The sequence below is a fragment of the Sphingobacterium corticibacterium genome (assembly GCF_004208525.1).
GTDB classification, from domain to species: Bacteria; Bacteroidota; Bacteroidia; order Sphingobacteriales; family Sphingobacteriaceae; genus Sphingobacterium; species Sphingobacterium corticibacterium.
This window is the reverse complement of the sequence record NZ_SGIT01000001.1, coordinates 672,526-690,517: the sequence shown is the minus strand read 5'-3', so window position 1 is coordinate 690,517 and position 17,992 is coordinate 672,526. Positions and strand designations below refer to the sequence as shown.

The 17,992-nt window shown below is 40.3% G+C and carries 17 protein-coding genes; 11 read left to right on the top strand and 6 right to left on the bottom strand.

All coding sequences use genetic code 11. The features are described from left to right. Nucleotides 1-70 precede the first annotated feature (70 nt). Nucleotides 71-340, bottom strand: a complete 270-nt coding sequence (locus EWE74_RS02815; protein ID WP_130140011.1) for a hypothetical protein — start codon at nt 338-340, stop codon at nt 71-73. A 284-nt stretch (nt 341-624) separates the two neighbouring features. On the opposite strand from EWE74_RS02815, the gene EWE74_RS02810 reads away from it, so the two are divergent. Together EWE74_RS02810 and EWE74_RS02805 are read left to right on the top strand one after the other, a co-directional pair. Then, nucleotides 625-3,396, top strand: coding sequence for a DNA gyrase/topoisomerase IV subunit A (locus EWE74_RS02810; protein ID WP_130140010.1), 2,772 nt, complete (start codon nt 625-627; stop codon nt 3,394-3,396). Between the two features lie 104 nt (nt 3,397-3,500). Then, entirely contained in the window at nt 3,501-4,025 is a 525-nt protein-coding gene (locus EWE74_RS02805; protein WP_130140009.1) for a YceI family protein, read from the top strand. A gap of 46 nt (nt 4,026-4,071) precedes the next feature. Here the strand turns inward: EWE74_RS02805 and EWE74_RS02800 are convergent, their stop codons facing one another. From EWE74_RS02800 to EWE74_RS02790, 3 genes are read right to left on the bottom strand one after another with little or no spacing between them, the layout of a single operon-like run. Next, entirely contained in the window at nt 4,072-4,977 is a 906-nt protein-coding gene (locus tag EWE74_RS02800; RefSeq protein WP_239018534.1) for an aldo/keto reductase, read from the bottom strand. 32 nt (nt 4,978-5,009) lie between these two features. Next, nucleotides 5,010-5,702 (bottom strand): FKBP-type peptidyl-prolyl cis-trans isomerase, encoded by a 693-nt coding sequence (locus EWE74_RS02795; protein WP_130140008.1) that lies wholly within the window; start codon nt 5,700-5,702, stop codon nt 5,010-5,012. Next, nucleotides 5,699-6,688 carry a glycosyltransferase family protein gene (locus EWE74_RS02790; protein WP_130140007.1) on the bottom strand — a complete coding sequence of 330 codons (990 nt, stop codon included), beginning with the start codon at nt 6,686-6,688 and terminating at the stop codon, nt 5,699-5,701. Before EWE74_RS02790 ends, EWE74_RS02795 begins: the two co-directional genes overlap by 4 nt. A gap of 144 nt (nt 6,689-6,832) precedes the next feature. Between EWE74_RS02790 and EWE74_RS02785 the strand changes: the two genes are divergently transcribed. Continuing rightward, a complete protein-coding gene (locus EWE74_RS02785; protein WP_206365122.1) occupies nt 6,833-7,774 on the top strand; it encodes a zinc dependent phospholipase C family protein in 942 nt (313 codons plus the stop codon). On the opposite strand, the gene EWE74_RS02780 is transcribed toward EWE74_RS02785, so the two are convergent. Beyond that, nucleotides 7,771-9,321 (bottom strand): aminotransferase-like domain-containing protein, encoded by a 1,551-nt coding sequence (locus EWE74_RS02780; RefSeq protein WP_239018533.1) that lies wholly within the window; start codon nt 9,319-9,321, stop codon nt 7,771-7,773. The two genes, EWE74_RS02785 and EWE74_RS02780, sit on opposite strands and share 4 nt — an antisense overlap. On the opposite strand from EWE74_RS02780, the gene EWE74_RS02775 reads away from it, so the two are divergent. The 5 genes from EWE74_RS02775 (at nt 9,311) to EWE74_RS02755 (ending at nt 13,810) form a co-directional block, all read left to right on the top strand. Next, entirely contained in the window at nt 9,311-11,179 is a 1,869-nt protein-coding gene (locus tag EWE74_RS02775; RefSeq protein ID WP_130140006.1) for a TonB-dependent receptor plug domain-containing protein, read from the top strand. The two genes, EWE74_RS02780 and EWE74_RS02775, sit on opposite strands and share 11 nt — an antisense overlap. 120 nt (nt 11,180-11,299) lie before the next feature. Then, the gene (locus EWE74_RS02770) at nt 11,300-11,842 is read left to right on the top strand and encodes a hypothetical protein (RefSeq protein WP_130140005.1); all 543 of its coding nucleotides are present in this window, start codon (nt 11,300-11,302) and stop codon (nt 11,840-11,842) included. Between the two features lie 4 nt (nt 11,843-11,846). Then, on the top strand, nt 11,847-12,800 hold the full coding sequence (locus EWE74_RS02765) for a DUF4407 domain-containing protein (protein ID WP_130140004.1): 954 nt from the start codon (nt 11,847-11,849) through the stop codon (nt 12,798-12,800). A 57-nt stretch (nt 12,801-12,857) separates the two neighbouring features. Next, a complete protein-coding gene (locus tag EWE74_RS02760) occupies nt 12,858-13,175 on the top strand; it encodes a DUF4342 domain-containing protein (protein WP_130140003.1) in 318 nt (105 codons plus the stop codon). A 68-nt stretch (nt 13,176-13,243) separates the two neighbouring features. Next, nucleotides 13,244-13,810, top strand: a complete 567-nt coding sequence (locus tag EWE74_RS02755; RefSeq protein ID WP_130140002.1) for an NADPH-dependent FMN reductase — start codon at nt 13,244-13,246, stop codon at nt 13,808-13,810. Here EWE74_RS02755 and trxA read toward each other — a convergent pair. Then, nucleotides 13,794-14,087: a thioredoxin gene (gene trxA, locus EWE74_RS02750; RefSeq protein ID WP_130140001.1), complete on the bottom strand. Its 294-nt coding sequence runs from the start codon at nt 14,085-14,087 to the stop codon at nt 13,794-13,796. The genes EWE74_RS02755 and trxA overlap by 17 nt on opposite strands. Nucleotides 14,088-14,306: 219 nt before the next feature. Here trxA and EWE74_RS02745 point away from each other — a divergent pair, with 219 nt between their 5' ends. From EWE74_RS02745 to EWE74_RS02735, 3 genes are read left to right on the top strand one after another with little or no spacing between them, the layout of a single operon-like run. Further along, complete coding sequence (locus tag EWE74_RS02745; protein ID WP_130140000.1) at nt 14,307-15,089, top strand: N-formylglutamate amidohydrolase; 783 nt, start codon at nt 14,307-14,309, stop codon at nt 15,087-15,089. Then, nucleotides 15,079-16,926: a flavohemoglobin expression-modulating QEGLA motif protein gene (locus tag EWE74_RS02740; RefSeq protein ID WP_130139999.1), complete on the top strand. Its 1,848-nt coding sequence runs from the start codon at nt 15,079-15,081 to the stop codon at nt 16,924-16,926. The genes EWE74_RS02745 and EWE74_RS02740 overlap by 11 nt, the downstream gene beginning before the upstream one ends. Before the next feature lie 15 nt (nt 16,927-16,941). Beyond that, nucleotides 16,942-17,952, top strand: coding sequence for an ATP-grasp domain-containing protein (locus tag EWE74_RS02735; RefSeq protein WP_130139998.1), 1,011 nt, complete (start codon nt 16,942-16,944; stop codon nt 17,950-17,952). The last annotated feature ends 40 nt before the right edge of the window (nt 17,953-17,992 follow it).

The window sequence follows — 17,992 nt, the reverse complement described above, 5'->3', positions numbered from 1 at the left end:
CCATGAAAGGGCTATCTAAAACATGCTTCCCCATTAAAAAACAACCTTGAAAAGCATTTAAATACACTTTTTACCGTTTTGCAAGAACACCGCTCAGAAAATAAAAAACGGACAAGTTTTCAAAAAAACCGTCTAACAAAAACAAAAAGTCATCTGACAAAACAAAAAAAGTGAACGGAAATTTCGGATTGTCGGACGACATTTCTAGATATTCGTCTAACGAAACAAAATCATGGAAAGAAGATTTTGTTTTGTCGTCCGACAATCCCGCGTACCCGCTCCATGTCACAAAAATAACAGGCTGAAAACCGGCGTTGCCGGACGATAATTTTGCATACATGAACGCTAAAACAAAATAAACGCAGGAAGAATTTATAATCTCCTTTGACAATGCCGTATATCTGCTGAAGGAAACAAAAATAGCAAGGGAAAAACTGACGTTGTCGGCAGACTTTTTTGCACAGCTGCTTGATGAAACAAATTTATGTGTGGAAGATTTTCTTTATCATGATGACTAAATCAAATCATCACACGAATTTCTTTTAGGATTCTTCGTTTTTTCGTACTTTTACTTACTTTCAAAATGAAACAAACTGTATCAAAATAAAAGGCATTTTATTTTAAATGAGCGAAGAGACAAATTTTCCGAACGGAAATCCAGATCAGAACACAGACCATCCCGAACACGAGTTAAATTCGACCACGATACCCCTATCGGGTCTGTATGAAAACTGGTTTCTGGATTATGCTTCATACGTTATCCTGGATCGTGCTGTGCCGCATATCAACGATGGTTTTAAACCTGTACAACGGCGTATCCTGCATTCCTTAAAGGAAATGGATGATGGACGTTACAATAAAGCAGCCAATGTGATTGGTAATACGATGAAATACCATCCGCATGGGGATGCTTCTATTGGTGATGCCATGGTGCAACTCGGTCAAAAAGATCTATTAATCGACTGTCAGGGAAACTGGGGCGATCCCATAACAGGTGATTCCGCAGCTGCTCCCCGTTATATTGAGGGTCGGTTGTCTAAATTCGCTAATGAAGTAATCTTCAACCCCGATACGACCGAATGGCAACTAAGTTACGACGGACGAAATAAAGAACCCGTTACCTTACCGGTAAAATTTCCGCTCCTCTTAGCACAAGGTGCAGAAGGGATTGCCGTCGGATTGGCGACTAAAATAATGCCGCATAACTTTATCGAGTTGATCGATGGTGCTATACAGGTACTAAAAGGCGAGCGTCCCCATCTCTTTCCAGATTTTCCGACAGGAGGACTTGCTGACGTCTCCAATTATAATGAAGGGCGTCGAGGCGGAAAAATCCGCGTACGTGCTAAAATTGAAGAACGGGATAAAAAGACGCTTGCCATCACCGAAATTCCTTACGGGACAACGACAGGCGGTTTGATTGATAGTGTAGTTACGGCCAACGAAAAAGGCAAAATAAAAATTAAACGCATTGAAGATAATACCGCTAAAAATGTAGAAATTATCGTGCATTTGGCCGCTGGTATTTCTCCGGATGTGACCATCGATGCACTATATGCTTTTACCGCCTGCGAAACGTCAATTTCTCCCAATACCTGTGTTATCATCGATAACAAACCGCACTTTATGAGTGTGAACGATATCTTGATTGAAAATACCAAGCAAACGAAAGCACTCTTAAAAAGAGAACTCGAGATTAAGCTTCACGAATTGCTGGAAAAAATATTCTTCAGTTCGTTGCTGAAAATTTTCATACAAGAAGGCATGTATAAACATCCTGCCTATGAAAATTCAGGTGATTTTGATACCGTCGTGCAGGTGTTAGATAAACTTTTTGAACCATTTTTCGATCAATTTTATCGTGCGATCACCCCGGAAGATTATAAACGCCTGATCGATAAACCGATGAGTAGCATCACGCGCTTCGATGTAAAGAAAGCCGACGAGCAGATGAAGGCATTGGAAGATGACATCAAGGTGGTTAAAAGAAATTTACGTAACCTGACGGAATTCACAATCGACTGGTTCGAACATTTACGCAGCAAATATAGTAAGGGACGGGAACGCAAAACAGAAATCCGGATCTTCGACAAGGTAGAAGCTTCGCAAGTGGCGTTAGCTAATGCCAAGTTGTATGTAAACCGTGTAGAGGGTTTTATTGGAACCGGCATGCGTAAAGATGAATTTGTATCGGAATGTTCCGACATAGACGATATCATCGTATTTCGCGCTGATGGCAAATATTCCGTCACCAAAGTACAAGACAAAGTTTTTGTCGGAAAAGACATCATTCACGTCGCCGTTTTTAAAAAAGGTGATGACCGTACGATTTACAATGCGATTTATAAAGATGGCACTTCGGGTACAAGTTATGTCAAACGGTTTGCCGTCACCGGTGTCACACGGGATAAAGAATACGATATTTCCAAGGGAACAAAAGGCTCTAAAGTACTTTACTTCACAGCCAATCCAAATGGAGAGGCCGAAATCGTGAATATACAGCTCAAACCGCATTCAAAATTACGGAAACTCAGCTTTGACATTGATTTTGCTGAAATCGCTATTAAAGGTCGAGCTTCCCAAGGTAATATCGTTTCCAAATATCCAGTTAAGAAGGTTTCTTTCAAAAATGCTGGTATTTCAACACTTGCCGGACGTAAAATCTGGTTTGACGATGTTCTTCGTCGTCTGAATGCAGACGAACGTGGTCGTTATTTAGGTGAATTTGATGGTGACGACAAGATCCTATTGGTATACAAAGACGGCTCCTATGAGTTCTCCAGCTTTGATCTCAGCAACCACTTTGACGGCCATGTTTTGCGGATGGAGAAATTTGTATCGGAACATGTCTATACCGCTGTTCATCAAGATGGTAAATCGGGAACATATTATGTAAAACGCTTCAAGTTCGACGATCAACCCATCGGCAAACGTCTCTCCTTCATTAACGAAGCCCCCGGTTCTAAGCTTATTGTCCTGACAAACGGCACAGAACCAGTGGTTCGTGTAAACCTATTGAAAGGGAAAGCACAAACACCAGAGGTCTTAGAACAACCCTTAAACGAGGTTATCGATATCAAAGGTATGCGGGCACAAGGTAACAGGCTTTCGTTCCATACGGTAAAGAACGTAAAATTGATCACGGAGGACATTGACCTTACGGAAAAAATAGAGCAGCAAACAGAAGACGCCCTGCTTCCTTCCGTTGATCAACCAGAAAAGGAAACTTCCGAAGAAAATGTAAAACAGGATCTTACGGACATGGGGACAATAGAAGAAGGAAAAAATGAAGAAATGATTATATCACAAGATAACGACCGTGATAACGTCAGCTTTGAAATTACAAATCCTGATGATATTAATCTCGACGACTCTGGGCAAACATCACTGTTCTAACCCATGCTTTTTCTTAACATACATCAATGCACCGTGCTGATTTTTGGTCTACATTTGTAATGTTCAAGAGAATTAAAGTTTAAATTAAAAAATAAAATAACATTATGGCAACATGGAGCTTAGACAAAGCGCATAGCGAAATAGAATTTAAAGTAAAACATATGATGATTTCTAACGTCAAAGGGTATTTTCACGATTTTGATGTTACAGTAGATGGAAATGCAGAAGATCTAACACAAGCCAACGTAGATATTTCGATTAAAACTGCTTCTATCAATACCAAAAGTGAGTCACGCGACGAACATTTAAGAGGTGCTGATTTCTTCAACGCTGACGCTTATCCTACTATTCGCTTTAAAACAAATGAAATCAAAAAGATAGATGATGACGAGTTTGAATTAACGGGTGATCTAACCATTAAAGACGTTACTAAGCCAGCAAGCTTTGTTGCCGAATTTGGTGGTTTAGCAAAAGACCCTTGGGGCAACCAAAAAGTCGGATACACGGTAAATGGCAAGATTAACCGTCAAGAGTTTGGATTGACTTGGAACGCCGCTTTGGAAACAGGAGGTGTGATGGTCAGTGAGGACGTTAAATTTTATGCGGACGTACAATTTATCCTTTCTTAAAATAAGAGAGAAATATAGAGACGCAAGATGTTGCGTCTCTATATTTTTATAAATGCTCTTTATATACTAGTTTACGTATACCCTGCTCTAACTCCGCACGATCGTTTTCAGATAACACAAGTGGTTGATCGATAACGTCTTTTAGATCATTCAATTGTGCCAACGTACGCACGCCTATCACCGCAACATCTACGACCGAATGGCTCAAAACCCACGTCAGCAAAAGCTTGGTTCTACTGATACCTAACGAAGTGGCCAGCTTCTCCACGTTCCGTTTTGCACGTCCCACTTCTCCGGAAGTCAATTGCAAATAATCTTTTATTGGTTTATCGATTAACAATCCCTGTGTCAATACCCCACGACTAATAACAGAAATATTCTTCTCCTCCAAGAGGGGATAAATAACTTCTGGTCTGCGATCTAGTAGATTATACTGCATCATGACGCTTACGATATTTGACTTTTCGGTATATTCTCTAATCACGTTCGGCCGTATAGAAGAGAGACCATAATAACGAATCTTACCTTCTTTTACCAACTGCTCGAATGCTTCTATGATTTCATCTATCGGATCCTCTATTGTGCCACCGTGCAATTGGTATAAATCAATATAGTCGGTGTTTAATCGTGCTAACGAAGCCTCTACCGCCTTGATAATGTAAGATTTGGTAGCTTTCCAATCCCATGTACTACCATCAGAACGCCATTGATTACCGACTTTGGTTGCCAAAATGACTTTGTCACGTACCGATGTTAGTGCTTGGCCGATCATGTCCTCGTTCATGCCGCGCTCGTACAAATCGGCCGTATCAAAATAATTAACACCCAATTCGACAGCACGTCGCAAAACTTCCGTATTTTGTTTTGTAGCACCACCTTTCAGCGACATCGTCCCCAAACCAATAGGTGCAACTTGTAATACGGACTGTCCTAGTTTCTTTAATGCTATCATCTTTCATTATTGTTGACGACGTCTTTACTCCTCTACAACGTGGCTGGTGCTTCTTGGCCTTTTATAGCAATTAATTCGATGTCAAAAATCAATGGGCTATAAGGCGGTATATCTCTTCCCGCACCACGTTCACCATAACCTAAGCTAGAGGGGATATATAATCTATATTTCGCCCCACTTGCCATTAATGGAATGCCCAACTGCCATCCTTTAATAACATTGGCTAAATCAATATCCAACGGTTCTCCACGTTCATATGAATTATCAAAAACTTTTCCATCCGCCAATGTACCTTTATAATGTACAGTTACTTCATCCTCACCCGTCGGCTTCAATCCACTTCCTTCTTGAATCACTTCATAATAAAGTCCATCTTGAAGATGTTGGACACCTGGCTTTTCCTTAAGGGTATTAAAAAATGTGATCTCTTCTTCCTTAAATACATTGATTTTTTCTTCCGCTGCTTTTGCAAAAGCCGCTTTAATAATACGTATACCCTCTTCTTCGCCTATCAATTCCTCTTTTCCCTGTATAGCGTCATTTACACCTTGTAAGAAACTTTCAGCATTAATCTTAACACCGCTGCTTGTAAGTGAAGAACCTACATCCGTACCCAATGCATAGGATACGGAATCGGTATTTGATTTTAAAACCTGCGCCTGCGTTGCGGATATTCCTGTAAATGTAACTGCCATCATGGCAAATCCAATCTTGTTTATATTCATTGTTTATGTTTTTCTACTATATTCATCACAATTTCCCTTGTCATATTGGGATAATCAACCTTTACTTTATTCTTACTATTCAGCCATGCTTCCATAGCATAATCAAACTTCTTCTTCAAGCTACCAATTACCGGAACGCCCATTTGTTCCAAAGCCGCAGCATTTAAGTGTTGCTCGTATTGATTCTTCATAGGAATCACCAACAATTTTTTTTCCAGAAACAACGCCTCTGCAGGGGTTTCAAATCCTGCTCCGCACAACACCCCGGCCGCATTAGCCATACTTTTCACAAAGGTATCACTCTGTATGGGATTAATCGTCACATTCTTGACCGTAAACTTACTTTTATTATGTTTGGAATACACATCCCATTGAATATCGGGAAATTTGGAAAGATTTTTCAACAAATGGGCATCATCATACGAGGGCAAATAGACGGTATAATGCCCATGATCCTTCGGATCGAGCTGACGAACAGATTCCCGGATTACAGGTGTATAGATGTGATCGTTATAGGATTTAAAATGGAATCCGTAAGATGTACTGGCGGGCGCATAATTCTTCATGATAAATTTGCCTAGCATATCCGCTTCTTCGGGTTTGGGACTAGCGGGATGCAATGCTGCAATTTGATGGCTCAATCCGACACAAGGTATATCGCGTGTTTGACAAGCCCATGCCGAAATCGGTTCAAAATCATTGATGATCAAATCGTAATTCTCTACCGGCAGCGTATTAATCTCTTTAATAAATAGTCGGACAGTAGAACTCATGAAAGTCCGCCACAAATCGACACCTCCCGATTTTCCGAAAATAAAGCTCAAACCGTGTAGACGATATTTTACTGGAAATGGAAGTTCTATATCCGCTTGGATACCGCTCACCAGCACGTCCACTTCTCCTAAGGTCTGCAGTATTGGAATAATATCTAACGCTCTACATAAATGACCGTTACCTGTTCCTTGCACTCCGTATAGAATCTTCATGTATTTATATTTAAAGTTAGAACGATAACTTTCTAGCCTTTTAACAAGCCCCAAAGTACTAAATTTCCGCTAATTAGTAAACGAATAACATATATTTAATATAAATTTATTACCTTTCAAGTAAACCATCTATACGAGTGAATTATGTATAATAAATTTAATTATCTGCTCTGCATGCTCCTTATCGTCATATGCTGTTCATGGGGATTTTATGCGCACAAAAAAATTAATCATGCAGCCGTATTTACACTACCCACACAACTTGCAGCGTTCTACAAAAAGCACATTGATGTGATTACAGAAAAGGCGGTGGACGCCGATAAACGATGTTATGTAGATTCTTTGGAATCGCCAAGACATTTTATTGACGTAGAGGAATATGAAGACGGTTATGTAGATGCTATCCCCATACATTGGAGCCAAGCGGTGGAAAAATTTCAGGAGCGTAAGTTACATGCCAACGGTATCGTGCCGTGGCAGATCTATTTCACTTACCAAAAATTGGTGAAAGCTTTTCGGGAAAAAAACACAGACGCCATTATTCGTCATTCGGCCGATCTCGGTCACTATGTTTCAGATGCACATGTACCGCTACATACAACACGTAACTATAATGGGCAGCTAACCGGACAAATCGGCATTCATGCATTTTGGGAGAGCAGATTACCGGAAATGTTTGCCGATGATTATAACCTGTTCGTCGGAAAAGCTCGCTATCTCGATAGTCCACTCGATTCGGCGTGGGCCATTATACGGGAAAGCAATGCGTTAGTTGATTCGGTACTATTATTCGAGAAAGAGCTTTCCAACACATTTCCCAAACATCTACAACGAAGTTATATTACCCGGAACAATATACTTATTTCCACCTATTCCGACGCGTATGCCAATGCATACCATCAGCGCATGCAGGGTATGGTTGAAGACCGCATGCGAAAATCTATTCAGCGTACGGGATCTTTTTGGTTTTCTGCTTGGGTAGATGCCGGGCAACCTTCTTTAAAAGGTAAATTCAAAGCCGATCAAAATGAAGGAACATCGGACATACAACAAGGAGAAATTATCGGACGGGAGGAATGGCATTAGGTTATTTTTACCATCCCTCTCCGCAGTATCTCCAGCGCTTCCTCCATCTCGGGTTGACTTAAATGGCCAAAACCTATCCGCATACCGGATATCGTATTGTTTTGGTATAATAAATTCTTTGGAATAAATAGATTCTCTTTTTTACATAAATTCGCTAACTTAAATAGGGATAACCGCTTATCCCACGTTGTCCATAATGCTAAACCGCCGGACGGCTTTTGGAACTTGACTATATCATTAAAGCGTTTTTCTAAAATTTCACAGAACAGATCCCGACGTTCACGATATATCTTCATCGATTTTTTGAGATGTCGATGTATCTCCCCCTCCTCTATCATTTCCCCCAAAGCTTGTTCCATAATCACATCGCCTTGTCTGTCGATGATACCTAAATATTTACGCATTTCAACAATAAGGTTATCAGGTGCTACAACAAAACCTTTCCGAAAAGCAGGCGCAAGCGATTTTCCAAACGATCCTACATAGACGACCATTCCATCGATATCGCCACTTGCTAAGGGCATCACTGCGGTCTGGTCATATTGAAAATCATAATCATAATCGTCTTCTACAATAATGAAACCGTATTCCTGAGCTAACTGCAACAAAGCGATTCTTTTTTGGGCAGACAGCGTAACGGTGGTCGGATAATGATGATGGGGTGTGACATGTACCAAACGTACCTCGCCCGGCTTAAAACGTGCGCGGATATAATCTACATCGATACCGCTTTCATCTACTGGAATTGTACTCACTTTCGCTCCCATTTTTTGAAAAACCATGTTGGCCGAAAACATACTCAAATCACCGACTAAAACCTGATCACCTTTCGAAAGCAAGATTTGCGAAATTATATATAAACTCATTTCTACACTCCGGGTGATAAGCAAGTTATTTTTGGAAATGTGCAAGCCTCGCGAAAAATTCAAATAGTTGCTCAGTTGCTCTCTAAAATATTCACTTCCTTCCATATTATAGCCCGTAAGGCGTTTCAAGTTGTGCTTACGTTTCATTGACGCACTATACCAGCGGGAAAGGTTCTGCATTTGTGTGAGCCGTATGTCTGGCTGTCCGTCATTAAAAGCCAAATGGTTGTTGGAGAATTCAAAGGGATTATCCAGAATGGTAGATTGCCGAAATGTAAACCCGGTGCAGACAGGGTATTTAGCCAGTGAAACCAATTTTTCGTATGGTTTGTCTATCTTAACCTGATGAGATTGATTGATGACAAACGTGCCCTTGTTCGGTCGCACCTCCACCCATCCCTGCGCCTCCAATTCATCGTATATTGCAATCACCGTCTTGCGATGTACCCCTAGCACTTCACTTAGCGCCCTCGTTCCCGGCAATTTTGTACCTACCAATAAATATCCACGCTGAATAGCATTAATCATCTGTTGGGAAACCTGTAAATATATAGGTTGTGCCGATGTTCGGTCAATAAACACAAAACTGGAGAACAAATCTAAAACCGGACTACTCATCTTATTAAAATTGGAACCATATAACAATCCGGAAAGATAATACTTTTGCCGTATGAAATTCATAAATAATCACCAGATATTATTAGCCGTAGCATTTTTGCCGTTGTGGGGACATGCGCAAGAAGCAAAACAAGACAGCATTCAGGAAGTGACCGTTCATGCAAACCGATTACAGATTCCATTTAGTAAAGACAACAGGAATGTGGAGATTTTGAATGCAGCGCAAATTAAACAACTACCCGTCAAAAATTTGAACGAGGTGCTCGGTCTCTTAAACGGGGTGGACCTACGACAACGTGGGCCGTTTGGTACACAGGCAGATGTAAGTATTGATGGAGGGAGCTTTGAGCAAACGCTGATATTGGTCAATGGAGCAAAGGTTTCCGATTCGCAAACTGCCCATCATAGTCTGAATCTGCCTATTCCTTTAGATGCTATCGAAAGAATAGAGGTACTTCGGGGTGCAGCGGCACGCATTTATGGTGTCAATGCTTTAACTGGAGCAATCAACATCATTACCAAGACAGTAGACAAAAGTTCGATCCAAGCCAACGTATATACGGGAAGTTCGTTTAAAAACAGAGACGAAGAGGCCAAAGACGGCATTTATTATCATGCCGGTACGCAAATCGGTGCAAGTTGGTTTAATGACAAACACCAACATCAGGTTTACTATAACAAAGAAAAATCCAACGGACAACGCTACAATACGGCATCCCAAAACGATAAAATTTTCTATCAAGGAAATCTAGCGTTAGATGGTAATAACGAGGTAGAATGGCTAGGCAGCTATATGTATAACCGTTTCGGGGCTAATGGCTTTTATGCGGCTCCAGGTGATCGAGAATCCGAAGAAATTGTAGAAACGATATTTGCTTCTATAAGCTCCAAACATCAGCTTTCCGAACGTTTCTATCTTAGCCCGCGCATAACCAACCGTTATAACGAAGATGATTACCGTTATTTTAAGCATAACCTTTCCTCCGCACGTTCACGGCATTATACCAATGCGTTCTCCATGGAGCTGAACAGTCGATATCACACCACATTCGGAGATTTTGGTTTGGGTTTGGAATCCCGTCTCGACCGTATCGCAAGTTCTAATATGGGTGTTCACAACCGAAACAACCATGGTGCTTACGCAGAATTTAGAACCGAACAGCTAAAAAACCTGACGGTCAATGCAGGTGCATATATAAACTATAATACACAGTATGGTTGGCAGGTTTATCCGGGTATAGATCTAGGTTATAACATTACACGGAGTTGGAAAGTCGTATTCAACACCGGATCAAGTCAGCGTATCCCCTCGTTTACAGACCTTTATTTAAACCAACGTCCGGGAAACATCGGCAATCCGGACTTATTTTCGGAAGATGCCTGGCAAACCGAAGGCGCGATTAAATTCCAAAGCACAAATTTTATTGCACATGGAGGATATTTTTATCGGAACATCCGAGATTTTATCGATTGGATAAAAACGGATGTAAACGATCCTTACCAACCATTTAATATCGGCAAAAACAAAGTACACGGGATAAATACTAATTTTCTATATACTTTTCAAGTAAACAATATCCGTTATAGGGTGAATCTAGGATACAATTACCTCGATTCCTCCCTAGAGCAAACAGAGGGGGTTACTTCTAAATACAGTCTGGAAAATCTGAAACACCAGGGAAAACTACTCCTCATGGCAAACAATAGGATTTGGAATGCTTCTATAGCTAATCGCTTCCATCAGCGCATATCAGATAAATCCTATTTCTTAACGGATTTACGAATTGGATACAGCTTTCCGTTTCTTTCGGTGTATGCAGATGCACAAAACATCTTTGATGTTACCTATATCGAAACAAGTGCTATTCCGATGCCTGGACGATGGTATAGTTTGGGTATAAAATATGAATGGGGCAGATAGTGCCCCACCCTTTTACCGACTAATTGATAGCTTTCACCTATTTTTTCGACTTACTTACCTAAATCTCTTCCCATCTTTTTCCCTTTCCTCCTTATTTTGTTGTAACATAACACAAAACAAATGGGATGGTTTACAATTTTTAAAAAGAACAAAGATACGCAGCATGTAACGGAAACGCCATCCGTTCCCGTTAACGCGTCGCCAGCATCTGTGGACAGCAAATCTCAACTTAATGGCGCATCCGTACACGATGGGCAAGGTATTTTTCTCATTTATAATTATCTGCAGCAGGATTTTGAAACACGGGGATATAACGATGCACTGACTAGCCCCGACGAGGGTTATCGAAATGACAATATTAAACTGATAAAATATGACCTCGAGATTCTGGTCCATCAGGTTAAAACCTACCATGATTCGCTCATGAAAGATATTGAATTTCACATTCACTCCCGCGAACGGGCTGGATTAGTGGATCTGGTGGATGAACTGAGAATCAAACAAACGGATTTAGGGGATCACATCGAAAAAGTCAAGACATTCGAACAAGCATTGCAGACAGGTACAGGTTTATGCGAACGTGCTATCCTTTCCTACAAACGAGGCTTTATGAAAGGGATGGCTTCTATTACCCAAGCTTATTTATTAACGAAGAAATTTTAAGCGTATGAAGGAGTGGTGGTTAAAATTCGGTTGTTTCCTAACAGGTTTCAATTATAATCTCGTCAAAAACTCTAGTGAGCAATCGCGGAAAAATGTAAAAAAATACACGTCTGCCATGTTACTTATCATTTTGGTCTGGTTCTTTATCGGCTATAGCTTCGCTACACGCTACCTGCATTTATCAGGTTGGGGCGGTGTTTTCGGGGGCGTATTAATGAGTTTCGTCGTTATTCAGATCGAACGCATTATTATTCTGTCTACACGCGTAAGTACGTGGTCTAGCCTATTCCGTATACTGCTTGCCTTGGTGATGTCCATATTGGGTGCCTTCATCATGGATCAGATCACTTTCAAAGACGATATCGATTTGCGTAAAGCACAGGTAATGGATGAGCGAGTAAAAATTGCAGTCAAACAATCAGAAGATGATATACAGAAACAAATTCAAGACTTGGATACGATGATTGCGACCGCCAATTCAAGATACGAAACTGTAAGCGAAGATCTTAAGAAGAATCCGGTTATTATAACGTCTTATACGAATCGCAGTGTTACCAGGGATCGTGAAGGTAAGGAAGTGAACAGTACGCAATCGACGAATAAATCCGTTATGGAGAATCCTAAAAAACTAGAGATGGAACAGTTGCACAAACAGATCGAAACGCTACAAAACAAAAAGTTTGCACTTGCAGCTTCCATCATGTCTATTAAAGAACGAAAGGAACAGGAGTTAAACGCCTCGACTGGTTTTTTGGATGAACTGACACTACTACACAATGTAGTAACTTCTTCCTCGATCGGGTTATTTGTTTATTTGCTTTTCTTATTCTTTTTTCTTGCCATTGAATTGTTCGTACTGGTCATGAAATTAACCGACACTGATTCGGACTACGACAAGTTACTTCGACATCAAACAGATATTCGGGTGCAGATGTTAGAGAAGCTTCGCATACCGTAAACAAAGCGACACCAAAAACTGTTATTCATTATATAAACATCTAAAAAAAAACACATTATGTCATTCAAAGAAACATTTATCGTCAACGGTGAAAACCTGTTAAAGAAAATCAAGGAGATTATTGCCGAGGGCAACGTAACGAAAATTAGTATCTCTGATAAATCTGGAAAGGAAATCATGAGCTTTCCTGTTACAATTGGTGTAGTGGGCGTCGTATTTGCCCCGATATTCGCTGCTATAGGTGCTCTAGCAGCGCTTCTTACCGAATGTAAGATCACGGTGGAAAAACAAAAAGATGACGACGTTCCTCCTTCGAACCAACCACCAACTGAAGAACCATTACAGGGAGAAGGCACCATTATCGAGGTTAAGTAAAAGCAAGTTTTCAAAACCAACTGCTTTGCGTATTTGTTATGGGTATATAACACATAATTCAAAATATTATGGCAGCAAAAACAATAGGTATAGTGGTAGGATCTTTAAGAAAAGGTTCCTTCAGTAAAAAGATTGCAAATTTTCTTATTGAAAATGCGCCAGAAGGCTACGCATTGGAACGTGTCGAAATTGGTGATCTCCCTTTGTATAATCAAGATTACGACGAAGGTGAAAGCCCGGCGTCTTATGGGCCTTTCCGCGAAAAAATCAAATCTTTAAATGGGGTTATTTTCATTACACCGGAGTATAATCGTTCTGTACCGGGCGTATTAAAAAATGCAATAGATGTTGGTTCCCGACCTTATGGTCAAAATGCATGGGAAGGGAAACCAACTTTAGTCATTTCTTCGTCTATTAGTAATCTAAGTGGTTTCGGTGCGAATCACCATTTACGGCAATCGCTTGTTTTTCTGGATATGCCGACATTGCAACAACCCGAGGTCTATCTTGCGAACGTACAAAAATTGTTCGATGACAACGGTCGTCTGACTAATGAAGATACGGCTAATTTTTTAAGACAAGTATTGGATTCTTATACAAAATTTGTGGAACAGCATACTAAAGGTTTTCATTAATTAAACGCTCGAGCTCATTTACGGGATATACGCCTGATTGCCTCCAACGTATTTCTCCTTTTCGGAAGAGCACCAACGTGGGCACCCCTCGTACTTCCAACATGGATGCTACTTGGGGATTTTTGTCTACGTCTATCTTTATAATGGAGGCGCTCTCACCTACTCGTTCCTTCAATTCCTTCAATATTGGCGCTTGCGTCTTGCAAGGACCGCACCATTCGGCAAAGAAATCGACTAGTACAGGTTTATCTTGATTTATGATCTCTTGAAATGTCATGCTGATCTTTTTATTAAATTAAAGTATCTCTCCTTCACAAAAGTATGTTTTAGGAATTACTTTATAAAACTACTTTATTTCGCTTTTGTTTCCGCTCTTTCTTTTTCAGCAGCATAATTTTTAATTTTATCTAATCCATTTCTCTCCGTTTCCCTATACGCAACGCATAAAACTATTTGTCGATTAACATGTTATTATTTAAAAAAAGACAAAGTAGTTATGACGCCATTATTTCAATACAGTGTAAAGCTTGTCGACAGCCCATTCTGGACATTTGCTATCCATGATGGACATCAGGTTGATCCAGCTGTCGAGCAATTTATCCTGTTAGATGAAACCCAACGTTTAAGAGAAGAAGACCCTTATACTGCCTCGATGGCAGAATTGCCTATCAACCAACTTTTTGTAGCTACCTCGCGCTTTCAATTGGATGTTAACCGTAAGGAAGAAGATTCGGTATACCTCCGTCCTGAACAAGCTTGGGGATTGAATGTTTGGAAAGATACATTACCCTCCACCATTTTACAAAAGCTCTATGAGGAGCACAAGAAATTCTATCAACAACTGGACAATTATATCCAACACACCATTGATAAGCACGGCTTTTTTGTAGCTTTGGACATTCATTCCTATAATGCACGACGAATCAGCGAAGAACAACCAATAGACAAAAAAGTCAATCCACAGATAAACCTAGGAACATATTATAATAATGAAAAATGGAGATATGTAATTGATGGTTTCATAAAAAGCGTACAGGATCAGCAACTTTTAGGAGAAGCTATCGATATTCGGGAGAATGTAAAATTTAAAGGTGGATATTTAGCACAACATATTCTTCAGAAATTTGGTGACCGGGGTTGTGTATTATCGATAGAATATCGAAAAGATTTCATGAATGAATGGACGGGCCTTCCTTACCAACCTGTTATTCTTGAATACAAACAGTTGTTGCTTCACACATTAAAAGATTTGCAAAAAATAGATATATATGGAGTTTAAAGACAAAATATTGCCTCAACTACTACGGGCAATTAAAAACCGAACGCCCATACATAAACAAATCCCCAATAAGGGAAAAATTATCTTTAATAAAATAGTCCCCTATTTATTTATTTATCGCGTACCCGATTCGGGTAAAGACCGCATGTTGTCGGAATTGACAAAATCGGAATTGGCCAGTGTTATCTTTTTGCCAAATAACGATGACGATCAATTAAGCCTCTGGATTCCAAAGTTGGCAACAGCACTCGCGAATGAGTTTGGTACCTGCTTACTCATTGAAGTTTGGAATGCTCCAATAGATCAAGATACGGATATCGCAATTCATCTTTCACAAAAAAACGCATTGGTATTAGCGGAGTATTTAAAGAAAAATATAGAAACGGAGGCACCGGAGATCTCCGTTGAACTCAAGAAAGAAACGAAACTGCCAAGACCGCCCCGGCTTCCGCTTTTGGTCAACACTGACGATACAAAAAGTAACATAGTCCTTTCTCTTGGTATCTCCGTTCGCAAAACGTATGAAGACATCGATGGCGTACACTTACCATTATTGGCGCGAATTTTTCGGGAATCTTTAGCAAAAGGTCTTTCGCGCTCATTCTTTGAATTTGTACGACTGTATACCACGGCCAAGGCGACAGAGTTTAAAATGAAAGGCCAAGAAAAACTCTATTCCGAAATATACGATATCGACCGGGCACTCGCAAAGGAAAGCCAAAAATTTGATTTTCTGTTGTTAGTTACGCCGACTAATTCACATGAGGCATGGTTACAGTTCAAGAAAGATAAATACCGAAAAGCGCCTATTTTTCATTATCGTCCTATTCCGATCGATCCCGATATCGTGAAGCGAAACTTGTATAACCTACGTATTGAAGATATCTACGACCCTACAATAGCTTATCTTTTCAGAGATAAGCGGCGGGAACTCGACGATATGATGACCATGCTAGCTTCGCGAGGTACATCGGATTTCAAATATGGAAGCTTGATGGTTTTTGGTAATGTAGACGAACAATTATACGATTTGGCAAAAGCCGTGCTCACAGCCATCGATAGTATTGCACAACCGGATCGACAAAAACCAGAAGAAGAATATCTAGATGCCAAAGCATTTGCTCAGTTAGCAGAGGAGGAAATATCTTTTCTTCAACAACAATCCCCTACCTTCAAAACCAGTGTACGTGTACGTGATGACATCGCTGGTGTTATGGTGAACCATGGGGTTCTCAATATCAGTAAGCAATATAAAATAAGTAAGCGGCGGGCGCTTGCACTCATCCAGCATGAAGTGGGCACCCATATTATCACGTATTTCAACGGAAAAGAACAACCTTTTAGTTTCTTTCGTTTAGGGGTTCCGGGATATGAACAGTTGCAAGAAGGGCTTGCGGTTCTTGCGGAATATTTAGTTGGAGGCCTTACGAATGAACGGTTACGCATATTGGCAGGACGTGTTATCGCTGTACAACATATGTTACTGGGGCATTCATTTGTGGAAACATTTGATATGTTGCACGAAGAGTATGGTTTTAGTACCAACACTTCTTTTACCATGACCATGCGCGTATATCGCTCAGGAGGACTCACAAAAGACACCGCTTACTTACAGGGATTTAAAGAGCTCATTCAATATATACAAGAAGGGAAAGATCTGAATTTGTTGACAATCGGAAAGATAAGAGAGGATTACTTGCCTATCGTACACGATTTGATTCAACGTGGTGTATTGCGGCCTCCACGCATTAAGCCGCGCTACTTACATGAGCCCTATACGGAAAAACTAAAAGATTTAAATCAATTTGCCAGCATTTTTAAAATGATTAATTACTAATATTAAAGAAGATATATGAACATCGCATTCGTAATCAACCAAACTCACAAAGAGGAAACCGTATTTACAACCACTTTGTTAGCTTTTAAAGCGCATAAGCGCGGACATACCGTGCTTTATATCGGTTTAGCTGACTTCACTTATCACAATGAAGATAACGTAGGAGCATATTGCCGTGTGTTAAAACCAACGGAAGAAGTAGAAGACCCAGAAGAATTACTGGAGATGCTCCGCGACCGGGAAAAAGAGTACGTCGATGCTTATGATATGGATGTACTTTGGCTTCGTTACGACCCCGTTGTCGATATGATCAATCGTCCATGGGCATCTCCGACAGCACTCCAATTTGCGCAACTTATCAAACGGAGAGGAACATGGGTTATTAACGACCCCGATAAATTAGTGGAAGCGACAAACAAATTCTATTTGGAGTATTTTCCAAAAGAAATTCGCCCAAAAACCATAATTACCCGCTCCTATCAGGATGTAGTTTCTTTTTTAGATCAACAAAACAATAAGATTATCCTTAAGCCGTTAACGGGGTCTGGAGGTAAAAATGTTTTCTTGGTCAAAGAAGATGAACGGCATAACTTAAAACAAACGGTCGAAGTCATCACACGTGATGGCTATCTACTAGCACAGGAGTATTTGCCGGATGCAGCAAATGGCGATATTCGCTTTTTTCTATTAAATGGTGACCCGATACAAGTCGATGGAAAATATGCCGCTGTCAACCGTGTACAGCAAAAAGGAGATATCCGGAGCAATATTCATCAAGGGGGAAGCGCCCAACAGGCAAATATTGACGATACAATTTTAGCTACGGTCTCAAAAGTCACGGGAAAACTTAAAGAAGACGGCATGTATTTCGTGGGGCTTGATATTGTTGGCGATAAAATAATGGAAATAAACGTTTTTAGTCCCGGCGCACTCAATCTAGCATCTAAACTTAACGACGTAGACTTTGTGGGGCTTGTTTTAGATGATGTAGAGAAACAGATTGAGAAACGGAAAAATTCTAAATAAATACTAGCTTTCAAAGAAGTGCCTTACAAAATTTTGTAAG